This is a genomic window from Arthrobacter glycogeni, assembly GCF_054511155.1.
In genome coordinates this window covers 1-17,155 of sequence record NZ_JBTNDE010000019.1, presented here as the reverse complement: position 1 = coordinate 17,155, position 17,155 = coordinate 1, and the positions used below count along the sequence as shown (strand labels likewise).

Below are 17,155 nucleotides of genomic sequence, written 5' to 3'. Positions count from 1 at the left end.
AGCTAATAAGCGTTGCTTGCTAGCTGTCCCTTTCCACCATTTGTGTTGCGTCATATAGCGGATGCTCCCTGAAAGGAAATGTAAGTGCTTATTGCACAGCGCCCCACCCTGACTGAAGAAGTCGTCGCCGATAACCGTTCACGGTTCGTCATCGAGCCGCTGGAGCCCGGTTTCGGCTACACCCTCGGAAATTCGCTCCGCCGCACCCTGCTCTCATCGATTCCAGGTGCGGCTGTTACCAGCATCCGCATCGACGGCGTGCTGCACGAATTCACCACGGTGCCGGGTGTCAAGGAAGATGTCACTGAGATCATCCTGAACATCAAGAACCTCGCGGTGTCCTCCGAGCACGACGAGCCAGTCGTTGCCTACCTGCGCAAGCAAGGTCCCGGCGTCGTTACCGCTGCGGACATCGCACCGCCAGCCGGGGTCGAGTTCCACAACCCTGATCTTCACATTGCTACCCTGAACTCGAAGGGTAAGTTCGAGCTTGAGCTGACCATCGAGCGAGGCCGCGGCTATGTGTCGGCGTCCCAGAACAAGTCCGGTGACTCTGAGATCGGGCGCATCCCGGTCGACTCGATCTACTCGCCGGTCCTGAAGGTCACCTTCCGGGTCGAAGCGACTCGTGTTGAGCAGCGCACCGACTTCGACCGTCTGATTGTGGACGTCGAAACCAAGGACGCTATCGCCCCCCGCGATGCAGTGGCTTCGGCCGGTACCACCCTGGTGGAGTTGTTCGGTCTCGCCCGCGAGTTGAACACCGCAGCCGAGGGTATCGAGATTGGTCCGTCGCCTACCGACGCTGCCCTGGCAGCCGACATGGCGCTTCCGATCGAAGATCTGGAGTTGACTGTCCGGTCGTACAACTGCCTCAAGCGCGAGGGCATCCACACCGTGGGTGAACTCGTCGCCCGGTCCGAGGCTGATCTGATGGACATTCGTAACTTCGGGGCCAAGTCCATCGATGAGGTCAAGGCGAAGCTCGTCGAGCTGGGTCTGTCCCTGAAGGATTCCCCTCCAGGGTTCGATCTTGCGGCCCGCGCAGCAGCCATCGAAGAGGACGACGCCGCATACGGCGACGACGAGCTCTAACAACGTTAGAAAGATCCGTCTGCCGCTGGAAAGCGGCGGACGGGACCACTTAGAGGAGAAACAATCATGCCCACACCAACAAAGGGCCCACGTCTTGGAGGCGGTCCGGCGCACGAGCGCCTGATGCTCGCCAACCTGGCCGCCTCACTGTTCGAGCACAAGCGCATCACCACCACGGTGACCAAAGCGAAGCGGCTTCGTCCCTACGCAGAGCGCCTGATCACCTTCGCAAAGAAGGGCGACCTGGCCTCACGCCGTCGTGTCCTTGGCGTCATCAGCAGCAAGAGCATCGTCCACGAGCTGTTCACCGACATTGCTCCTGCCGTTGCAAACCGCGAAGGTGGCTACACCCGCATCACCAAGATCGGTAACCGCAAGGGCGACAACGCTCCGATGGCGGTCATCGAATTGGTCCTCGAACCAATGTCGGCGAAGCAGTCGGTAGTCGCCGAGGCTGAGCAGTCAAAGGTCAACGCAGCTCCGGTTGCGCCGGTCGTGGCGGACTCGCCTGAGTCGGCGGATTCACCAGACTCGCCTGAGTCGGCGGATTCCGTAGAGTCGGCTCCTTCGGCCGACGACGTCGCTGCTGAGGACACCAACATCAGCGCCGAGGCCGGCGCCGATGAGGTTGTTGTCGTCGAAGAAGGAACCACCGAGGACGACGGCAAGAAGTAATTCTTCCGCCCTCTTTAGCACCATGACCGACCAAAAGCCCGCTGTCCTCCATGAGGACAGGGGGCTTTTGCGTGTGCGCCTTGATCTGGCGTACGACGGCGGGCCCTTCTCCGGGTGGGCACTACAACCCGGGCTACCCACGGTTCAGGGGGTTATCGAGGCCGGACTGGAGACGTTGTTCAGGCGTCCGGCCCGGCTAACCGTCGCCGGTCGAACCGATACTGGGGTGCACGCCCGCGGCCAGGTAGCTCATGTGGACGTCACCCCGGGGGAGTGGGACGCGCTCAGACGCGGTCAGGAGTTATCGTCCGAAATGGCAATGCAGCGGCGGCTGGGCGCCACGATCAGCCGGGAACTCGAAAAGGCCGATCGTCGACGGCACCAGGTTCCCGCCGTCGTCGTCCTCAAGGTGGCCCTGGCGCCTCCGGGGTTTGACGCACGATTCTCCGCACTGTGGCGCCGGTACAGCTACCAGATCGCCGACCGTCTGAAGCTCCGGGACCCGTTGACCCGAGGCGTCACGTTGTGGCACCCCGAGGAGCTGCAGGTTGACCGGATGAACGACGGCGCCCTGCGGCTCCTCGGGCTGCAGGACTTCCGCTCCTTCGCCAAACCCCGGCCCGGAGCGACGACAGTTCGCGAGCTACAACGCTTCGACTTCGAGCGGGCTGATGGGGGAGTGATCACCGCGACCGTACAAGCCGATGCTTTTTGCCACAACATGGTGCGCGGGTTGATTGGTTCTACTTTGCGGGTGGGTGTGGGGGAGAAGGAGCCGGCCTGGCTGCTCGAACGGTTGCATGCCCGCAACAAGGAAGCGCGTTCGGTGCTGGCCGCCCCACACCCGTTGGTGCTCGAGGAAGTCCGGTACCCCGACGACCATGCCATCGGTTCCCGGGCGGAGGAAACCCGTGCCCGACGGGACGGCCGAGTCCGGGAATGACGGTCCTAGCCGAAGGCCATGAGGGCGGCGAAGCAGGCCAGGATCATCGGGGGGCCGAAAGGGAAGACCGAACGCGCCGACGCCTTTGTCAGGACGAGCAGCATCGCACTGACGATGCCGCCGAGGACAAAGCCGCCCAGCGTCGTCGCCAACCAGGCGGTCATTCCGGCATAGCCGCTATACAGGCCGAGCACTGCTGCAAGCTTCACGTCCCCCATGCCGAGGCTTCCCGGTGAGACCAGAGCTAGGACAAGGTACAGGCCAAACATGGCCGCACCACCGATGGCTGCTTCGCCCAGCCGGCCCCAGTCCCTGGACAGAACGCAGGCCAATGCCAGCAGGACCACCGCAGCGACCGCGAATGGCAGCAGCAGCGCATTCGGCAACAGGCGGGTTCGCAGGTCAATCGTCGCCAGCACCACGCCAAAGACCGTCAGCAGCAGATACGCGGGTGTCTCCGGAGCCCACCCGAACCGGCACAGGACCACCACGCTGAGCAGGATAGCCAGCCCAGCGGCCAGCACCTTCACGGGGGCTGGTAGGGCCCTGACGGTGGGTTTCTTCATGAGCGGCTTATCGACCGGCGGAGGCGGGAGCGCGGGATACGGAGGTGGGGAGGGTGACGGTGAACTTCGTGCCGGTTCCTGGCGAGCTAGCGCACTGAATCGTGCCGCCATGGCCTTCGACAATGGCTTTGGTGATGGCCAGGCCCAGCCCCACCCCGGGAATAGCTGATTCGCGGACGTTGTGGGCACGGAAGAACCTCCCGTAGATCAGCTTCGTCTCATCCTGGGTCATGCCGATCCCCGAGTCCTCCACCTCCAACAGGACCATGTCCTTGCCAGCACGCGCCCTAATGGTGACGTCCCCGCCGTCGGGCGAGTACTTAATCGCGTTGGAGAGCAGGTTGTCCACCACCTGGCCCATGCGCAGGGGGTCGGCGATGGCCCACAGTCGCTCCGGCACCTCCGACACCAGGGTGATTCCGGCGTTCTCGGCGTGGGTTCGGGCAGAGCGCAACCGGGAGGTCAGTAACTCCGACAGCTCTGTCGGCTTGGCCTGCAGGTTCATCGATGCCGATGCGGCCGAGAGCAGGTCGGACACCAGAATGGAGAGCCGCTCAGCGTTCCGCCGGGCCACACTCAGCGATTCCCGAGCCGCAGGGGTGAGGGTGTCGGGCGCCTCAAGGACGAGATCAAGATGGCCAAGGATAGAGGTGAGCGGGGTGCTGAATTCGTGCGTCACATTGGCGACGAAGTCTTCCTTGGCCGTCAGCGCTTTCACCAGGTCTGTCACGTCGTTGAAGACGATCACCGAGCCGGTGAACTCGCCGCCGAGATCAGTCATGGGCCGGGCCGCAGTCGATACCGCGCGTTGGGACTCGCCATCACTGAGCCAGAGCAGATTATTCGAGAAGGACTCGCCATCAGTTGCCCGGCGGATTGGGTGCCGTGCTGCGGGCAGCGGCGCGGAGCCTTTGCTGCCGGAGAACCTGAGCTCGGAGCAGTCCTCGGGCGACGCAGTAGTCCGTTGGAACAGTTGCTGCTGCCGGTTGGTCAGCAGCACCTTGCCCTCTGTATCGATGGCGAGGACGCCGACGTCGACAGTGTCCAGAATGGCGGTCAGCAGCCGTTCGCGGACGCTGACCTCGGCCTCAAGTTGAAGCACTTCCACTGCCTTGCGGTCCAGCTCCAACCGCTGCATGCGCACCTGTAACCCGAAGACCCGCACGATCAGGAAAAGGGCAAGTGCCATGGTGGGCAGCAAAAGCGTCTCCACCAGAAGCGAGTAGGTAGTGCTGAAGGCCATCAGCTGCGGAAAAGCCACAATGACAAATGGTCCAACAAAGGTCAGGATTCCGCTAATCACCGGCATTAGCCCCGAGGCGGCGAGCCAGATCACCGGAAAAGCGGCAAGAGCGCCCAGTCCCGGAAGGATATCAACAGCACCGTTCCGGAATAGGCCAATGGCGACGAAGTCCAGGATCGGAATGGCAAGGATCGCAGCCTCCGGTAAGCGCTGCCACGGAATGATCAGACATCCCGCGAACAGGACAACATGCAACAGCAATCCTGAAAGAAAAAGCCTGCTGTGGAGCAGCTCCGGATTCAGTAGCGGTGCAGTTCCGGCGATAACGGCAACAGCAACCGCGAGCGGCAATTGATACATTGCCGCTCGTCCGCGCAGCCCTAGACGGCGCCCGAACCGGTCGGTTGCGAGCAGCCAGAACTGCTCAGGCACAGTCAACCTTCCGGAACCAATGCGAGAGTATTCGATTATCGGCTTCCCCATGCCGCGAGAGGTGCATGGCCCCATTATCTCCCGCTCAGGAATAATGCCTACCACCCAGCGAAAAGTTTCGCGAATTGATGCGAAGCCGACATGGGAACTGGCAGGCGAAAAGGACCTGACTGGATCAACGAGTATGCTAGGGAACTGAACAAACGTATGGTGAAATACGGAGGATGGATCCTTAATCAGCGCAACGGCCTCGCGGCCTGACGAGCGATAAATAGGGAATGAGATATGAGCGATCCCGGAGTAGCAGTAGTTATCGAAGACGATGCTGACGTGCGCAACCTGGTTGATGCAGTCCTCACCCAGTCGGGATTTGAGGTTCACTCGGCGGGTTCAGGCCGCGAAGGTGTTGAACTGGTGGGCAAGTACAACGCGGCAATAGTCACCCTTGATGTAGGGCTCCCGGATATCGACGGGTACGAGGTGCTCCGCAGGATCCGACAGAGAAGCAACTGCTACGTGCTGATGCTGACCGCCCGCACGGACGAACTAGATACCCTCACAGCGTTGCAGTCTGGTGCCGATGATTTCATCACCAAGCCGTTTCGTCCCCGGGAACTGAGAGCGCGGGTCGCTGCGATGCTTCGCCGGCCCAGGGGCGAGGACGAGGGCTCAGCTACCCCACCGGCCCCGACCAGTCCCGACGACAGCGAGCCGGGAGTGCTGCAGCACAACGGTCTGGCGCTGAATCACGAAACCCGGACTGCGACGCTGACGGGCGACAAGCTCAGCCTGACCCGCAGCGAATTTGATCTGCTGCATGATCTGCTGCGCAGCGCCGGATCGGTGCGCACCAAGGCGAATCTGGTGCGGGTAGTGAGGGGCCACCACTACCGGGATGATGCCTACATCAGCGACGCCGACGAGCGCGCAGTGGAGGTCCATATGGGAAACCTTCGCCGGAAATTGGGGGAGGACTCCCGGGAGCCAAAGTGGCTATTGACTGTCCGCGGGGTGGGGTACCGGCTGGCGCCCAAACGGGACTAGTCCAGGTCGAGCCTATTCGCGGGAGGACTTGGAGCAAAGCACGAGTTCGCGGATCGTCTGGAGACCGCAGGCCTGGATAAACGGCAGCGCGTCGACAGCCTCATCCAGGTCATCAAGGCGAATCAGTTCCTCAAGGCTCGCTGCCAGGCTGGCCAGTCGAGCGGCGCCGACCATCGTGGAGGTGGTTCGGACGCTCAGTACAGCTTCCAGTGCCGCGTCACGGTCGCGGCGCCTCACCGTATCAGCGAGTTTCACATATCGTTCGTCCCACACGTGGATGAAGTCCGCGACAAACGAGGTTACGGCCGACGGGTTCTCGAGCTGATCACCCAGTGCCCGGAGGGTGTTCTGGTCGACGAGGGGGACCCGCCTCCTCGGCGGATCAATCACGGGCAGCACTGTGCTTGTAGTGCGGACGGGTCCGCCACCGTGATTATCGTTGTCACCGCCTTACGCACGGCGTAGTTTCCGGGGTTCATTCCCCGAGGATACGTCCATCGGTCCACTTGCGGGCGATAGCTCTCCGTACCCTGCGTAAAAGCTGCGGCTTTGCGGTCCGCTTGATCAGGGTTGGGCGGTGGTGGTGGCCTAAACTGTGATGATGACCCCCCATCGCTCTTCGGTCCCGACCGACGGCAATTTTCCGCGCCGGGCACAGGCAGGATTGAGCGAGACCCTCGATGCGCTGCCAGTCGCGGTGGCAGTCCTTACCGTCGACGGCATGATTTCCGCGGTTAACCGGGAGTGGGAGCGATTTGTTCAACCTTTCGGTGAAGTCTCACCTGTCCTTAGGGCCGGCATGTCTTATACCTCGGCGTGTGAGGAGGCGGTCAGCAACGGGGACGCGGCTGCGATGCGGATCGGTCGGGGCCTCGCTGCGGTTCTGGAGGGGGAGGAACAGAACGTAGCCCTCGAGTACCCGTTGCGAGGTGGCGAGCGTTGGCTCCGTTCCCGGATTTGTAGGAATGCCAGCGGGGCGCTGGTCATCACTCACGTGGACATCACGACGCAAATGCTTGGGCGGCAGGAAGTCTACTTTCAGGCGTCCCTGCTGGACGCCGTCGGGCAATCGGTTATTGCTATCGACCTGAATGGCCGAATCAGCTACTGGAACAATGCCTCAGTTCACATGCTGGGGTGGCGTGCAGAGGACGCGGTTGGTCGCCATTTCTCCGATCTTGCTCTGTTTGAGAGCGGCTCCAGAGCATCCGCCATTATCGACCAGGTTTCAGCCGGCGAGCCGTGGGCGGGGGATCATTGGGCCACGCACCGCGACGGCAACCGGCTGGCGGTCCATTCCACCGTGACGCCCCTGTATGGCGAGGCCGGGGAGGTGGTTGCGGTCATCGATGTGTCTACCGATATCACCGAGTCCCAGCAGGCTCAAGCGGAAATGGGTCGACTGTCGTCCCTGGTTCAGTTTTCCAACGACGCCATCAACGGGGCGACACTCGACGGAATTATTACGAGCTGGAATGCCGGTGCTGAGACGATATATGGCTATTCGGCCAAGGAAGCGATTGGCAGAAGCGTTCTCATGCTCTCGCCGGCGGAGCGATCCGCTCCGGACGAGGAGTTGCGCGACCGGCTCCGGCGTGGGGAACCGGTCAATGGCCACTTAGTCCAGGGAATGCGCAAAGACGGAACCGTGCTGGATATTTCCCTGACTTTGTCACCAATGTATGACGAGTCGGGTTTGTTGGTCGGTTCGTCGGCGGTCGCCCGGGATGTCTCCGAGATCAACAGGCTCCGCGCCGCCTCCGAGCTGGAGAGGGATCGCCTTGCCGCTGCGCAGGAGATGGCCCATGTCGGTTCGGTGGAGTGGGATGTGCTGGCCGACCGGGTCTGGAGGTCTGACGAGTACTGCAGGATCCACGGGCTGCCGGTGACCTCGGAAAGCATGAGGGGGCCGCTGCTGCACGCGGTCCATCCTGATGATCGGGACCGCGTGAGCCAGATCTGGCAGGGTCTGTTGGCTCACGGCACCTCGACCGATTTCACTTACCGCGTGGAATTACCAGATGGGAGTCTTCGCTGGATCTTTGCGAGGGCCACGCTTGAACGTGACGACGACGGCGAGCCCCTCAAGATGCGGGGGACTGCGCTGGATATCACCGAACGGAAGCTCGGGGAGCAAGCCTTGGAACGGCTAGCGTTCCAGGACCCGCTGACAGGTCTGGCCAATCGTGCCTTCCTGGCGGAGAGTATCGAGCAGGCAATTGTCGACTGCGAGGGGAGAGGTACCCAGGTGGGAGTGCTGTTCCTCGACGTCGACCGCTTCAAGGTGATCAATGACGGACTGGGTCACGCTGCCGGGGACAGCCTGTTGGTCCAGTTGGCGGCGCGATTGTTGGCGGCCGTGCGACCGGAAGACACCTTGGCGCGCTTTGCCGGTGACGAGTTCGTCATTGTGTGCGCGGACATGTCTGGAGACAGCGCCCAGAAGCTGGCCCGCCGGATTCGCGCCGCCGTACAAGCCCCTTTCGAGCTATTGGAGCGGGAGGTATTTGTTGATGTGAGTATCGGCATCGCGATTTCCCGTTCTGGCGATACCCCGGAGACTCTGCTCCGCAACTCCGACGCCGCCATGTATCGGGCTAAGGGAGGCGGGCTGAAGGAGGCAATCGTCTTCGACGAGGCAATGCACCGGCAGGCGAAGCTGCGCCTGGCGGTGGAATCCGAACTCCCGCGTGCTATTGAACGAAACCAGCTGGAGGTCCATTATCAGCCGGTGATGGACGTGGCGAGCGGTGAGCCGATCGGATTTGAGGCGCTGCTGAGATGGCAGCATCCCGAGCATGGGTTGGTTGGTCCCGACTCGTTTATTCCCGTTGCCGAAGAAACTGGTCAGATTGTGCCCATCGGACTGTGGGTGCTGAATCAGGCGATCCGGCAGATTCAGCGTTGGAGGACCGATGTTCCTGATGCCGCTAATTGGCGGATCGCGGTGAATCTTTCGGCGCGGCAGCTTCAGGACCCGGGGCTTCATGACGCCGTCGCTGAGGCGATGCGGTCCGCAGGAATTGAACCACACGCCCTGGTGCTGGAAATTACCGAGTCAGTGCTCATGGATGACGCAGATCAATCCCTGAAGACCCTGACGAAGTTGCGGAGCCTTGGAGTAGGTATAGCCGTCGACGATTTCGGCACAGGATACTCGTCGCTGAGCTATCTTAAACGCTTCCCTGTCACTGCCCTGAAGATCGACAGGTCCTTCACCGAGTGTCTTGGCGGGGACGACGCGGATGCCGGTCCCATTGTGGAGGCTATTGCTGCAATGGGGCGGGCGTTGGGTTTGCGAGTGGTGGCCGAAGGGGTGGAGACGCGTGAGCAGCTGAACGAAATCGCCCGCATGCGGGTGCAGTTTGCCCAGGGTTACCTATGGTCCCCGGCGATGCCAGCAGATCAAGTTCCGGGCTGGTTCGCGGGGCACGAGGCGGGGGCGTTCACTGGGTCACGGTAGTGAACACGTTGATTCCTGCCGGCCCCAGCAACACGATGAACAAAACGGGCAGAATGCACACCATCAAAGGGAACAGTACCTTGACGGGAATCTGCATCGCCTTCTCTTCTGCGCGTTGCCGTCGTTTCAATCTCATCTCGCTTGCCTGAACCCGCAGCACGCTCGAAATCGAAATGCCGTAGCGGTCTGCCTGCACGATCGCGCTGACGAAACGTCGCAAGTCTGGCGCCTTTGTCCGGGCAAGCAGGGCGGTGTAGGCGTCACGTCGCCCCATCCCTAATTGCATGTCCTGGAGGGTACGGACAAGCTCAGCCGCCAGTGGGCCCTTACCGTTTTGCCCCGCACGCGCCATTGCGGAGTCAAACCCCAGCCCGGCCTCGACGGCGATGGTCATCTGGTCCAGCGTATCTGGAAGTTCCAGTGCAATGGCGGCCTGCCGCTCGGTTCCTTTGCTATAGATCAGCAGGTCAGGTAGGAAGTAGGCGACGATGGTGGCGGCTACGGCGAGCAGGATACTTTTAGGGCCGGGTACCCCTCCAACGTAGAGAACTCCCAGGATGGCAGCTACAACTGCCAGGGCGATTTTGGCAGACACGATACGCCTGAGTGGCCAGGACGGTGGTCGTCCGGCGAGGGCCAGTTGGCGATCGAGTTTTGCAACGAGAAGGTCGGGCGTGAATCGGCCAGCAATAGCTTCGATTCGGCCGTTGCGCTGCTTCTTGGACTTGGATTCGGCAGTGATGCCCCGCACAAGGTTGGTTTGCATAGCCTTTCGGCCCGGAACTGATCCACCAATTATCGACCACGCAAACAGCAGAATAGCCGCAAGGATCGCGCAGATTGCGAAAATCACTAGAGGTGGCATCCCTGTATTCCTTCCTGATGTAAGGTCTGACTTGGCAACTAGAACTTGATTGAGATGACTTTCTTCAGCCAAAGTGCGCCGACCAGAAGCAAGATGAAAGAAACGCCAATCAAGATGAAACCGATCGGATGCTGGAACAAAGGGTCCATGTATCCCGGACTAATCAGGAGAAGCACCCCGCCGAGGACGAAAGGCAGCCCCATCAGGATCAGCGCAGATAGTTTACCTTCGGCACTTAGTGCGACCACTTGGCGTCGAATCTGGTTACGCTCGCGGATCGTCTTCCCCACCTGGTCCAGGACGGTAGCCAGGTTCCCCCCAACCTCACGATGAATGGCGATAGCCTGCGCAACCCAGGAAAAATCTTCAGATTGCATCCGCAACGACGCATCATCGAGCGCTTCGCCAAGGTCACGACCGAGCCGCGTTTCATTGATGATTCGGGTGAATTCCTCGGCCGTGGGCGCCTCGGAATCAGCCGAGACGGCATCAATGGCGCGAAGCAGACTGTGGCCAGCCCGGAGCCCGCCGGCAAGCAGTTGCAAGGTATCGTCCAGCTGATCGGCAAACTGCTTACGACGGCGCGAAATAAGCAGTCCTAGGCCAACTTTGACCAAGAGCGGCACGGCCACCGCGAATAGTATGGCGGTGAAGAGCCCGAGAAAGATCAGACCGATACACGCAGCGAGGACGGTGCCCACGGCGGTCAGCACGACGAAGTCCGCAGGCCGAATCTTCAGTCCGGCGTCCTCGAGCCGTCCTGCGATTCCGGCCATGAGATTCCGGCGTTTGAGGAGGCTATCGATCATGCCCGTTGTCAGAGAAGCCAACTGCGTTAGCTGGACCGACGCCGGTGCTGCTGTCGTTTTGCTACGGTTCAGTGCGTTCTTGGGTGCCCGTGGAATAAGGACAAGGAATATTGCTGCGGCGAGCGCCGCAAAGCAAGCCACTATTCCCAGGACTAGCTGGGCAACCGGTGGGTCAGTTGTCATCGGTCATTCCTGCCATTGAGCGGAGAGCCGAAGACGCTAGGTGACAGTTCTATGCCCAGATCCCGGAATTTGTCAGTGAACTTTGGCCTTACCCCGGTTGCTACGGGCGTGCCAAGGAAACGACCGTTGGAATCGAGACCTGCGCTGTAGTCAAAGACGAAGGCGTCCTGGAGCGTGACAATCTCACCTTCCATGCCCTGCACCTCGGTCACATGGGTTACTCGTCTGGTGCCATCACGCAACCGTGTCAACTGGACAATGACGTCTACCGCTGCGGCGATCTGTTCCCGTACCGCCCTCAAAGGGAGATCCATTCCCGCCATCAACACGAGGGTTTCCAGTCGCGCGATCGCATCGCGTGGGGAATTGGAGTGCACCGTGGACAAAGATCCATCGTGGCCGGTATTCATCGCCTGGAGCATGTCAAGCGTTTCGCCTCCGCGAACTTCACCCACCACAATGCGGTCCGGTCGCATCCGCAGGGAGTTTCGCACGAGGTCGCGAATGGTGATCTCACCCTTGCCTTCGATGTTGGTGGGCCTGCTCTCCAGACGCACCACATGGTCCTGCTGCAGTTGCAGTTCTACGGCATCCTCGATAGTGACAATCCGTTCACCTTCGGGGATAAAGGAAGAGAGGACGTTCAACAAGGTCGTCTTGCCGGTGCCGGTACCTCCGGAAACAATGATGTTAAGACGGGCTTTGACACAGGCGTCCAGCAACTCGGCCATGTCGGGTGACAGCGTGCCGAAGCCAATCAGGTCACTAACCTGAAATGGGTCGGTAGCGAACTTGCGGATGGTCAGGGACGATCCGTTGACGGCCAGCGGTGGGATCACCGCGTTGACGCGGGAGCCGTCGGCGAGGCGCGCATCCACCAGCGGCGATGACTCGTCGATCCGGCGCCCCACCCGCGAGACAATGCGTTCAATCACCTTGCGCAAATGCTCTTCCGAGGCAAATCGCACTCCGCTGCGGGTCAGCTTGCCTTTGTGCTCGACGTAGATCATGTTGGGGCCGTTGACCATGATCTCAGTGATGTTCTCGTCATCGAGCAGGTGTTGCAGAGGACCGTAGCCGAGCACATCATCGCTTACCCCGCGGATCAGCCGTTGACGCTCCTCCTTGGAGAGTGGAACTTCCTCCTCCTCGACTACCTGAATCAATTCCTCCTGCACCAAGGCGTGCAGTTGCTCCTCAGTGAGGGCAGAGTCGAGCAGCCTGTTACCCAGGCGCTCGAACAAGATGGTTCCCGCCCTGTCCTTCAACTTTGCGAGCGCGTCCCTTGCTGGTGGGGGCGCCACTTGGGTAGGTTTGCTTGGCCGAGGCGACTGGCCCGCCGTCGTTTTCGCCTCGGACGCAGCAGATCGCGGTTGGTTGTCCGACGGCCGCTCCTGGCTAGGTAGAGGGCCGTCTGATACGCCCGGCGTGCGCCGGGCAGCTTCCAACCGTTCTGCCAGATTCACGATTTCCCTCCCCGGTGGCGTCCTTGCCCTTTGGAACTGATCGGTGCCGGCGGGTCGAACCGGAGAAGCAATTTTCTCAACGCCTTTGACGCAGGATCACGCTTCTTACCCTGCAGGAGCGGCGAACCCTGGTTGGTGGAGATCCGCACGGCTCTCGAGGCAGGGATAACAACATCAACCTTTGTGCCGAGCGTAGCCTCGACATCGGCCAATCTAAGACCATCGCGTTGATCCGCGCTATTGAGCACAATATGGCGGGTAATCGGTGTCAACCCTAGTTCCCGCAAAACATCGAGCTCTTTGCGAAGCCCTCGTACGCTCGGGACGTCCATACCGCTCACGAACACAAAGTCGGTTGCCTTATCGAGGGCAGCAAGGGTGTGGTCCGAAAGACCCGGCGACGTATCGACGATCACATAGCGATACTGACTGGATAGCTGCTCAAGAAGGTGCGAGACGTCCTCGCCCGAGACCTGGTCCGCCGAATCGGGTAAGTCCGGAGCGCAGAGGGCGAACAACCCGGTCGGATGAGCGCTGAGGAACGATTTCAATACCATCGTGTCGCGACGGGCCGGTCCGTGGACAGCATCGGTCACCGAATGATCCGCGACGATTGACAGCGAGCTGGCCACATCGCCGAACTGCAGATCGAGATCGACCACTACCGTAGCGTGGGGAGCGTTGGCAGCCAACCCGACCGCAAGATTGCTTGCGACAGTGGTCTTGCCAGCTCCCCCCTTGGGTGACACCACGGCGATGACCCGGCCGTTAGCCGAGCCGCCAGATTCAGAGGACAGGCTGGCAGCCCGACGGCGAATCGCGGCGCTGCGGGTGGCGCGGTGGAGTAGTACGCTCAAGCCCGCGACGTCAGCTTCAGGTTCGACCACATCCCGGATGCCGGCGCGCATGGCGCTGAGCACCAGCGCCGGGTTCGGTTGGGAGACCAGGAGGACACTGACCTCGGGGTGTTGCACTTCGAATTCGTCGGCCAGCCGCAGAGCGTCCTCCAGCGGTAAGCCTGGTCCAAGGATGAGGACATCCAGGAGACGTGGGTCCGCAAGCTTTTCAACGAGCTCCTGGGAACTCGCGGGAAGGTTGGTGCCCTGCCAAAAATGGAGATCGCCCGCAAGCGCTCCGGTGGCAGCCGACTTCAAACGTTCATGAAACTCTGGACTGGCTGCTACTAACGCGTAGCGGCTCATTCGAAGAGCTCTTTGCTGGTAACCGAACGCGTACCTTCCTCGGACGCTGAAGCGGGTTCCTTGGAAAGCCAGATACGCCCGAACTCTTGCGCATACACGATTTCCTCGACGTCCGGTGCGGTACGTGCCAAGGTCACGAGCACGCTGCCGGGTGGAACTGGGGTTGCGATGGAATCCTCACCGGTTTCTGCTAACGCTGTCTCGCCTAGCCCTTGAACGGTGGTTACCAAAACTTTGTGCATGGTGAGTTGTGTCATCGACGGTCGTTCCTCAGCCGCGTCGCCTTCTAGCGACACAATGAGACCTACGGTGTCACCGGGCGCTAGTTGACCGCCGACAACGCGTTGAGGCTCAAGCAGAATAGTTACTTCCTGCATGCCTTCAGGCAGTGATACGGCCTCGTTGGCGCTGATTTCCTCCGGGTTGGCAAACCTCGAACTTAGCAGTTGCTCACCAGATACAAGCTCAACGGTAGTTTGCTGGCCAGCGATAGCCTCCAGGGTCCGCACGGCGTCCGGGGGAACCACCTTCGCAGGCACTGCTTTTTCGCTAACGAAGTCCCTCAGGGCTTCCGCGGAGGTTCCCTCCGGTACCGACAGACCGTCACGAACAACTAGGACTATCTGCGTCTCGGTGCCGGCAAGGGCACGCTCCTCGGAACCATTGACGTAGGACACCAGGAGGACAGCCCCCACGACTGCCAACATGACCGCAACGGTCGCCCCAATGATCCGGCTTTTCACTCTTTGTTTGCCTCTAACCTGTTAGTTTCACAATGGTGGCCCCGAACCCGGTAGGAGGGCCGATGGTGAAGTTATCTTCAAGCGATACGTATTCGACAAACTTGCCGATGATTCCCCTGCAACCACCGGTGCACGATAGGGAAGATCCGACGTGCGCTGCGGTGTTGCGGAAGCTCAGCGGCAACGAGTTACTACCTCCGCTGAACTTCCACCCAACTACCTGAAAAGCAGCGAAGGATGTCAGGTGGTAACCCGTGTTGTTGCCGCTCCCCGTTACTTTAACAAAGATTGGAAGGAGCACCGTGACTTCCTTCCCCGAGGAAATGTCAGTCGCCCAGGACCGCAGCACGTCGTCACAGTCAGCGGGTGCGCTGTTGCCAGGGCGCCCGGGCGCCGGGCCCGCAGCCACATCGATGGAGGCGCCGCAGGCGTTGCTATCCTGCTCAAGCCAGCCAAACCCTCCGGGTGCAACCTGCCCGGATGGGCCATAGTTGCAGCCACGATTGGCATCAGGCCCGTGACTGACCAGGCGTTGGAGGTCCCCATCGATGTCGTCCTTGACCTGGCATACCGAGAAAGCGAGAGGAAACGCGGTCTGCCCAGCGGTAGGACTACCCCACGAAGCACTGGCTTTGGCGCCAACCACTGTTTCGTCAATTCCTAGGATGGGAGCGAACCAGTGCTGAACCGCAGGCTCTCCGTCGGCGGTTAAAGTCTTCGCCTGGACAGTGACGGTATTGCCTACAATCCTCGGTGAGGCGTCGGCGAAACCGTCGTTGGCGTTAGCGCTGGCAAGTGTCATTGCCGTGACTGCGGCGGCCGCATTGTTGCAATTCGAGCCTTCCGCGCAATCCTGCGCGATAGCTAGCGCTGCGGCGTCGGCCCCGTTCTGGAGCTGCGCGCGCTCCGCGTAAAGCATGCCAATATCAATCACAATTGCTGTCATCCCCAGCACCAACACCATGAACAGAGCGGTCATGACTGCGACTGCGCCATCTTCACCCTTGGCTATCCGCCGCATCGCATGACGCCCCTGCCTTCCAGCGAAACCGCATCCGCGAACAGGCCGGACAGCAGGCCCATCGGGTAGGTTACGGAGACCGTTGTCTTGCGCTCAGAGCAGGCAGTAGCAATTACCTGGATCTGCGCGGCATCAAATCCCGGAAGCGATGCAATCGCTGTTTCTTTCGCTAAACTCTCGTCGTCCGGGTATATGGCCATGGAGCGCACCGCTTCACGTGCCGCGGCCGTGACCTGAATCTGAGCGTTGAAGACACGCCCGAATTCAACAATGCCAAGAAGAAGCAGCAGGAGAAGTGGCGCGACCAAGGCAAACTCCACAGCCGCTGCACCTGATTCGGAGCGCAATCGCTTCATTATTTATCTTCCGAGGGATGCTTTGAGGCGGCAGCACTATTAAGTGCCCCTGCCTCAACTGCAGATTGGTGCAGAGGTAGACAAGTGTTCGTTATTCTGGCGAGACAGGCGGTCGGAGCTTCGCTGACTGCTGTTGGCTACTAACCAATTCCGATTTGGTCACCAAGGCCATCAAAAAATTCCGTCAGTTGTCCACCGAAGACGGTCACTCCCGCGATCAGAACGACGGCAATTAGCCCCACCATGAGAGCATATTCAACGGCGGTGGCGCCGGTCTGGTCGCGGCGGAGGCGTTCAGTGGCTTTGATGCCGAGGACGTGGAGGGTGGCAAAGAGAGAGACCATGGGATGCTCCTGAAGAGTGATGAAAGGTGCGCCGGATCCTTACCGCCGCTGGATAGAAAGTAGCATTAGCAAACTCGCCAAAACGACCGATTCCCTTATCCTGTGTAAAGGCTGCGCTGAGTCTGTCCTTGGTGCGCAAACCCTTCGGAAGATGGAGCCATCACTGGCTTAAAACTGCGTCAGAACGGCGGGAACCTTCACGCTCGTCACCAGGGTTCATTCGCCATCAGAGCGCTACGCTAGCAGTCCTTTTGGTTCCTAAAAATGTCGGAGCCACCTGAAACAATATTTGTATGGACGGAAGCGCAGCTCCAGTGTTGGTCCGGAAGGGATTTCCCCTCCCGGTGACGGCTCGGCGCGGGGCATCTAGCGCCGGCACCGTTCCGGGGTTCAGGATTGTTCCGGGGGTTGGGACCGGGGTGTTGCTCGACGCCTTGAAGGTACTGAAGCCGGCCGTGACCTCTGCTGGGTTGGTTGATCAGCTCCGTGGCTTGGAGGATCTCAAGTCCGCTATTGCGGGGGTGCAGGCCCGGATCGCTGTCGCCTTCGACGTCTCCGAACGTCAAATCCAGGCCGACGCCGGGGTACCCGCGACGGAGCAAGGCAACAGTGTTGGCGCGCAGGTCGCGTTGGCGCGGCGGGAGTCCCCGTCCCGCGGCAGCCGGCTGCTCGGATTAGCCCGGGCACTGGTCACAGAAATGCCGC

At 60.8% G+C, this 17,155-nt stretch carries 16 protein-coding genes and 1 pseudogene; 6 read left to right on the top strand and 11 right to left on the bottom strand.

Annotated elements, in window-relative coordinates; genetic code table 11:
• The first annotated feature begins 84 nt into the window (after positions 1 to 84).
• The 3 genes from ACX80O_RS12965 to ACX80O_RS12955 all read left to right on the top strand — a co-directional run bounded on the left by ACX80O_RS12965 (position 85) and on the right by ACX80O_RS12955 (position 2,713).
• Positions 85 to 1,095: a DNA-directed RNA polymerase subunit alpha gene (locus ACX80O_RS12965; protein WP_299167092.1), complete on the top strand. Its 1,011-nt coding sequence runs from the start codon at positions 85 to 87 to the stop codon at positions 1,093 to 1,095.
• A 66-nt stretch (positions 1,096 to 1,161) separates the two neighbouring features.
• Complete coding sequence (gene rplQ, locus ACX80O_RS12960; RefSeq protein WP_459333700.1) at positions 1,162 to 1,770, top strand: 50S ribosomal protein L17; 609 nt, start codon at positions 1,162 to 1,164, stop codon at positions 1,768 to 1,770.
• A 22-nt stretch (positions 1,771 to 1,792) separates the two neighbouring features.
• On the top strand, positions 1,793 to 2,713 hold the full coding sequence (locus ACX80O_RS12955; RefSeq protein WP_459308881.1) for a tRNA pseudouridine synthase A: 921 nt from the start codon (positions 1,793 to 1,795) through the stop codon (positions 2,711 to 2,713).
• Between the two features lie 5 nt (positions 2,714 to 2,718).
• Here ACX80O_RS12955 and ACX80O_RS12950 read toward each other — a convergent pair whose 3' ends face one another.
• A complete protein-coding gene (locus ACX80O_RS12950) occupies positions 2,719 to 3,279 on the bottom strand; it encodes a prepilin peptidase (protein WP_459333699.1) in 561 nt (186 codons plus the stop codon).
• Between the two features lie 7 nt (positions 3,280 to 3,286).
• Entirely contained in the window at positions 3,287 to 4,954 is a 1,668-nt protein-coding gene (locus ACX80O_RS12945; RefSeq protein WP_459333698.1) for a sensor histidine kinase, read from the bottom strand.
• A 285-nt stretch (positions 4,955 to 5,239) separates the two neighbouring features.
• On the opposite strand from ACX80O_RS12945, the gene ACX80O_RS12940 reads away from it, so the two are divergent.
• Positions 5,240 to 5,998: a response regulator transcription factor gene (locus tag ACX80O_RS12940; protein ID WP_459308875.1), complete on the top strand. Its 759-nt coding sequence runs from the start codon at positions 5,240 to 5,242 to the stop codon at positions 5,996 to 5,998.
• A gap of 12 nt (positions 5,999 to 6,010) precedes the next feature.
• Here ACX80O_RS12940 and ACX80O_RS12935 read toward each other — a convergent pair whose 3' ends face one another.
• Positions 6,011 to 6,388 carry an Hpt domain-containing protein gene (locus ACX80O_RS12935; RefSeq protein ID WP_459333697.1) on the bottom strand — a complete coding sequence of 126 codons (378 nt, stop codon included), beginning with the start codon at positions 6,386 to 6,388 and terminating at the stop codon, positions 6,011 to 6,013.
• A gap of 211 nt (positions 6,389 to 6,599) precedes the next feature.
• Between ACX80O_RS12935 and ACX80O_RS12930 the strand changes: the two genes are divergently transcribed.
• The gene (locus ACX80O_RS12930) at positions 6,600 to 9,461 is read left to right on the top strand and encodes a sensor domain-containing protein (protein WP_459333696.1); all 2,862 of its coding nucleotides are present in this window, start codon (positions 6,600 to 6,602) and stop codon (positions 9,459 to 9,461) included.
• On the opposite strand, the gene ACX80O_RS12925 is transcribed toward ACX80O_RS12930, so the two are convergent.
• The 8 genes from ACX80O_RS12925 to ACX80O_RS12890 form a co-directional block, all read right to left on the bottom strand.
• The gene (locus tag ACX80O_RS12925; RefSeq protein WP_459333722.1) at positions 9,445 to 10,326 is read right to left on the bottom strand and encodes a type II secretion system F family protein; all 882 of its coding nucleotides are present in this window, start codon (positions 10,324 to 10,326) and stop codon (positions 9,445 to 9,447) included. The genes ACX80O_RS12930 and ACX80O_RS12925 overlap by 17 nt on opposite strands.
• Before the next feature lie 38 nt (positions 10,327 to 10,364).
• Positions 10,365 to 11,135 carry a type II secretion system F family protein gene (locus ACX80O_RS12920; RefSeq protein ID WP_459333695.1) on the bottom strand — a complete coding sequence of 257 codons (771 nt, stop codon included), beginning with the start codon at positions 11,133 to 11,135 and terminating at the stop codon, positions 10,365 to 10,367.
• A gap of 179 nt (positions 11,136 to 11,314) precedes the next feature.
• Positions 11,315 to 12,622, bottom strand: a complete 1,308-nt coding sequence (locus ACX80O_RS12915) for a TadA family conjugal transfer-associated ATPase (protein WP_459333694.1) — start codon at positions 12,620 to 12,622, stop codon at positions 11,315 to 11,317.
• 158 nt (positions 12,623 to 12,780) lie between these two features.
• Entirely contained in the window at positions 12,781 to 13,986 is a 1,206-nt protein-coding gene (locus ACX80O_RS12910; protein WP_459333693.1) for a CpaE/TadZ family protein, read from the bottom strand.
• Complete coding sequence (locus ACX80O_RS12905) at positions 13,983 to 14,729, bottom strand: Flp pilus assembly protein CpaB (protein WP_459333692.1); 747 nt, start codon at positions 14,727 to 14,729, stop codon at positions 13,983 to 13,985. Before ACX80O_RS12905 ends, ACX80O_RS12910 begins: the two co-directional genes overlap by 4 nt.
• Before the next feature lie 13 nt (positions 14,730 to 14,742).
• Positions 14,743 to 15,750, bottom strand: coding sequence for a pilus assembly protein TadG-related protein (locus ACX80O_RS12900; protein ID WP_459333691.1), 1,008 nt, complete (start codon positions 15,748 to 15,750; stop codon positions 14,743 to 14,745).
• Positions 15,738 to 16,106 carry a TadE/TadG family type IV pilus assembly protein gene (locus ACX80O_RS12895; protein ID WP_459333690.1) on the bottom strand — a complete coding sequence of 123 codons (369 nt, stop codon included), beginning with the start codon at positions 16,104 to 16,106 and terminating at the stop codon, positions 15,738 to 15,740. The genes ACX80O_RS12900 and ACX80O_RS12895 overlap by 13 nt, the downstream gene beginning before the upstream one ends.
• 140 nt (positions 16,107 to 16,246) lie before the next feature.
• Positions 16,247 to 16,450, bottom strand: a complete 204-nt coding sequence (locus tag ACX80O_RS12890) for a Flp family type IVb pilin (RefSeq protein ID WP_459333689.1) — start codon at positions 16,448 to 16,450, stop codon at positions 16,247 to 16,249.
• A gap of 293 nt (positions 16,451 to 16,743) precedes the next feature.
• On the opposite strand from ACX80O_RS12890, the pseudogene ACX80O_RS12885 reads away from it, so the two are divergent.
• Positions 16,744 to 17,155: pseudogene (locus ACX80O_RS12885) on the top strand (HNH endonuclease); the annotation flags it as partial.

Bases quoted from the DNA above. Each gene is read 5' to 3' on its own strand.
- ACX80O_RS12930 (WP_459333696.1), top strand. From the start codon at position 6,600: ATGACCCCCCATCGCTCTTCGGTCCCGACCGACGGCAATTTTCCGCGC.
- ACX80O_RS12925 (WP_459333722.1), bottom strand. From the start codon at position 10,326: ATGCCACCTCTAGTGATTTTCGCAATCTGCGCGATCCTTGCGGCTATT.
- ACX80O_RS12950 (WP_459333699.1), bottom strand. From the start codon at position 3,279: ATGAAGAAACCCACCGTCAGGGCCCTACCAGCCCCCGTGAAGGTGCTG.
- ACX80O_RS12895 (WP_459333690.1), bottom strand. From the start codon at position 16,106: ATGAAGCGATTGCGCTCCGAATCAGGTGCAGCGGCTGTGGAGTTTGCC.
- ACX80O_RS12910 (WP_459333693.1), bottom strand. From the start codon at position 13,986: ATGAGCCGCTACGCGTTAGTAGCAGCCAGTCCAGAGTTTCATGAACGT.
- ACX80O_RS12955 (WP_459308881.1), top strand. From the start codon at position 1,793: ATGACCGACCAAAAGCCCGCTGTCCTCCATGAGGACAGGGGGCTTTTG.
- ACX80O_RS12940 (WP_459308875.1), top strand. From the start codon at position 5,240: ATGAGCGATCCCGGAGTAGCAGTAGTTATCGAAGACGATGCTGACGTG.
- rplQ (WP_459333700.1), top strand. From the start codon at position 1,162: ATGCCCACACCAACAAAGGGCCCACGTCTTGGAGGCGGTCCGGCGCAC.
- ACX80O_RS12890 (WP_459333689.1), bottom strand. From the start codon at position 16,450: ATGGTCTCTCTCTTTGCCACCCTCCACGTCCTCGGCATCAAAGCCACT.
- ACX80O_RS12920 (WP_459333695.1), bottom strand. From the start codon at position 11,135: ATGATCGATAGCCTCCTCAAACGCCGGAATCTCATGGCCGGAATCGCA.
- ACX80O_RS12900 (WP_459333691.1), bottom strand. From the start codon at position 15,750: ATGCGGCGGATAGCCAAGGGTGAAGATGGCGCAGTCGCAGTCATGACC.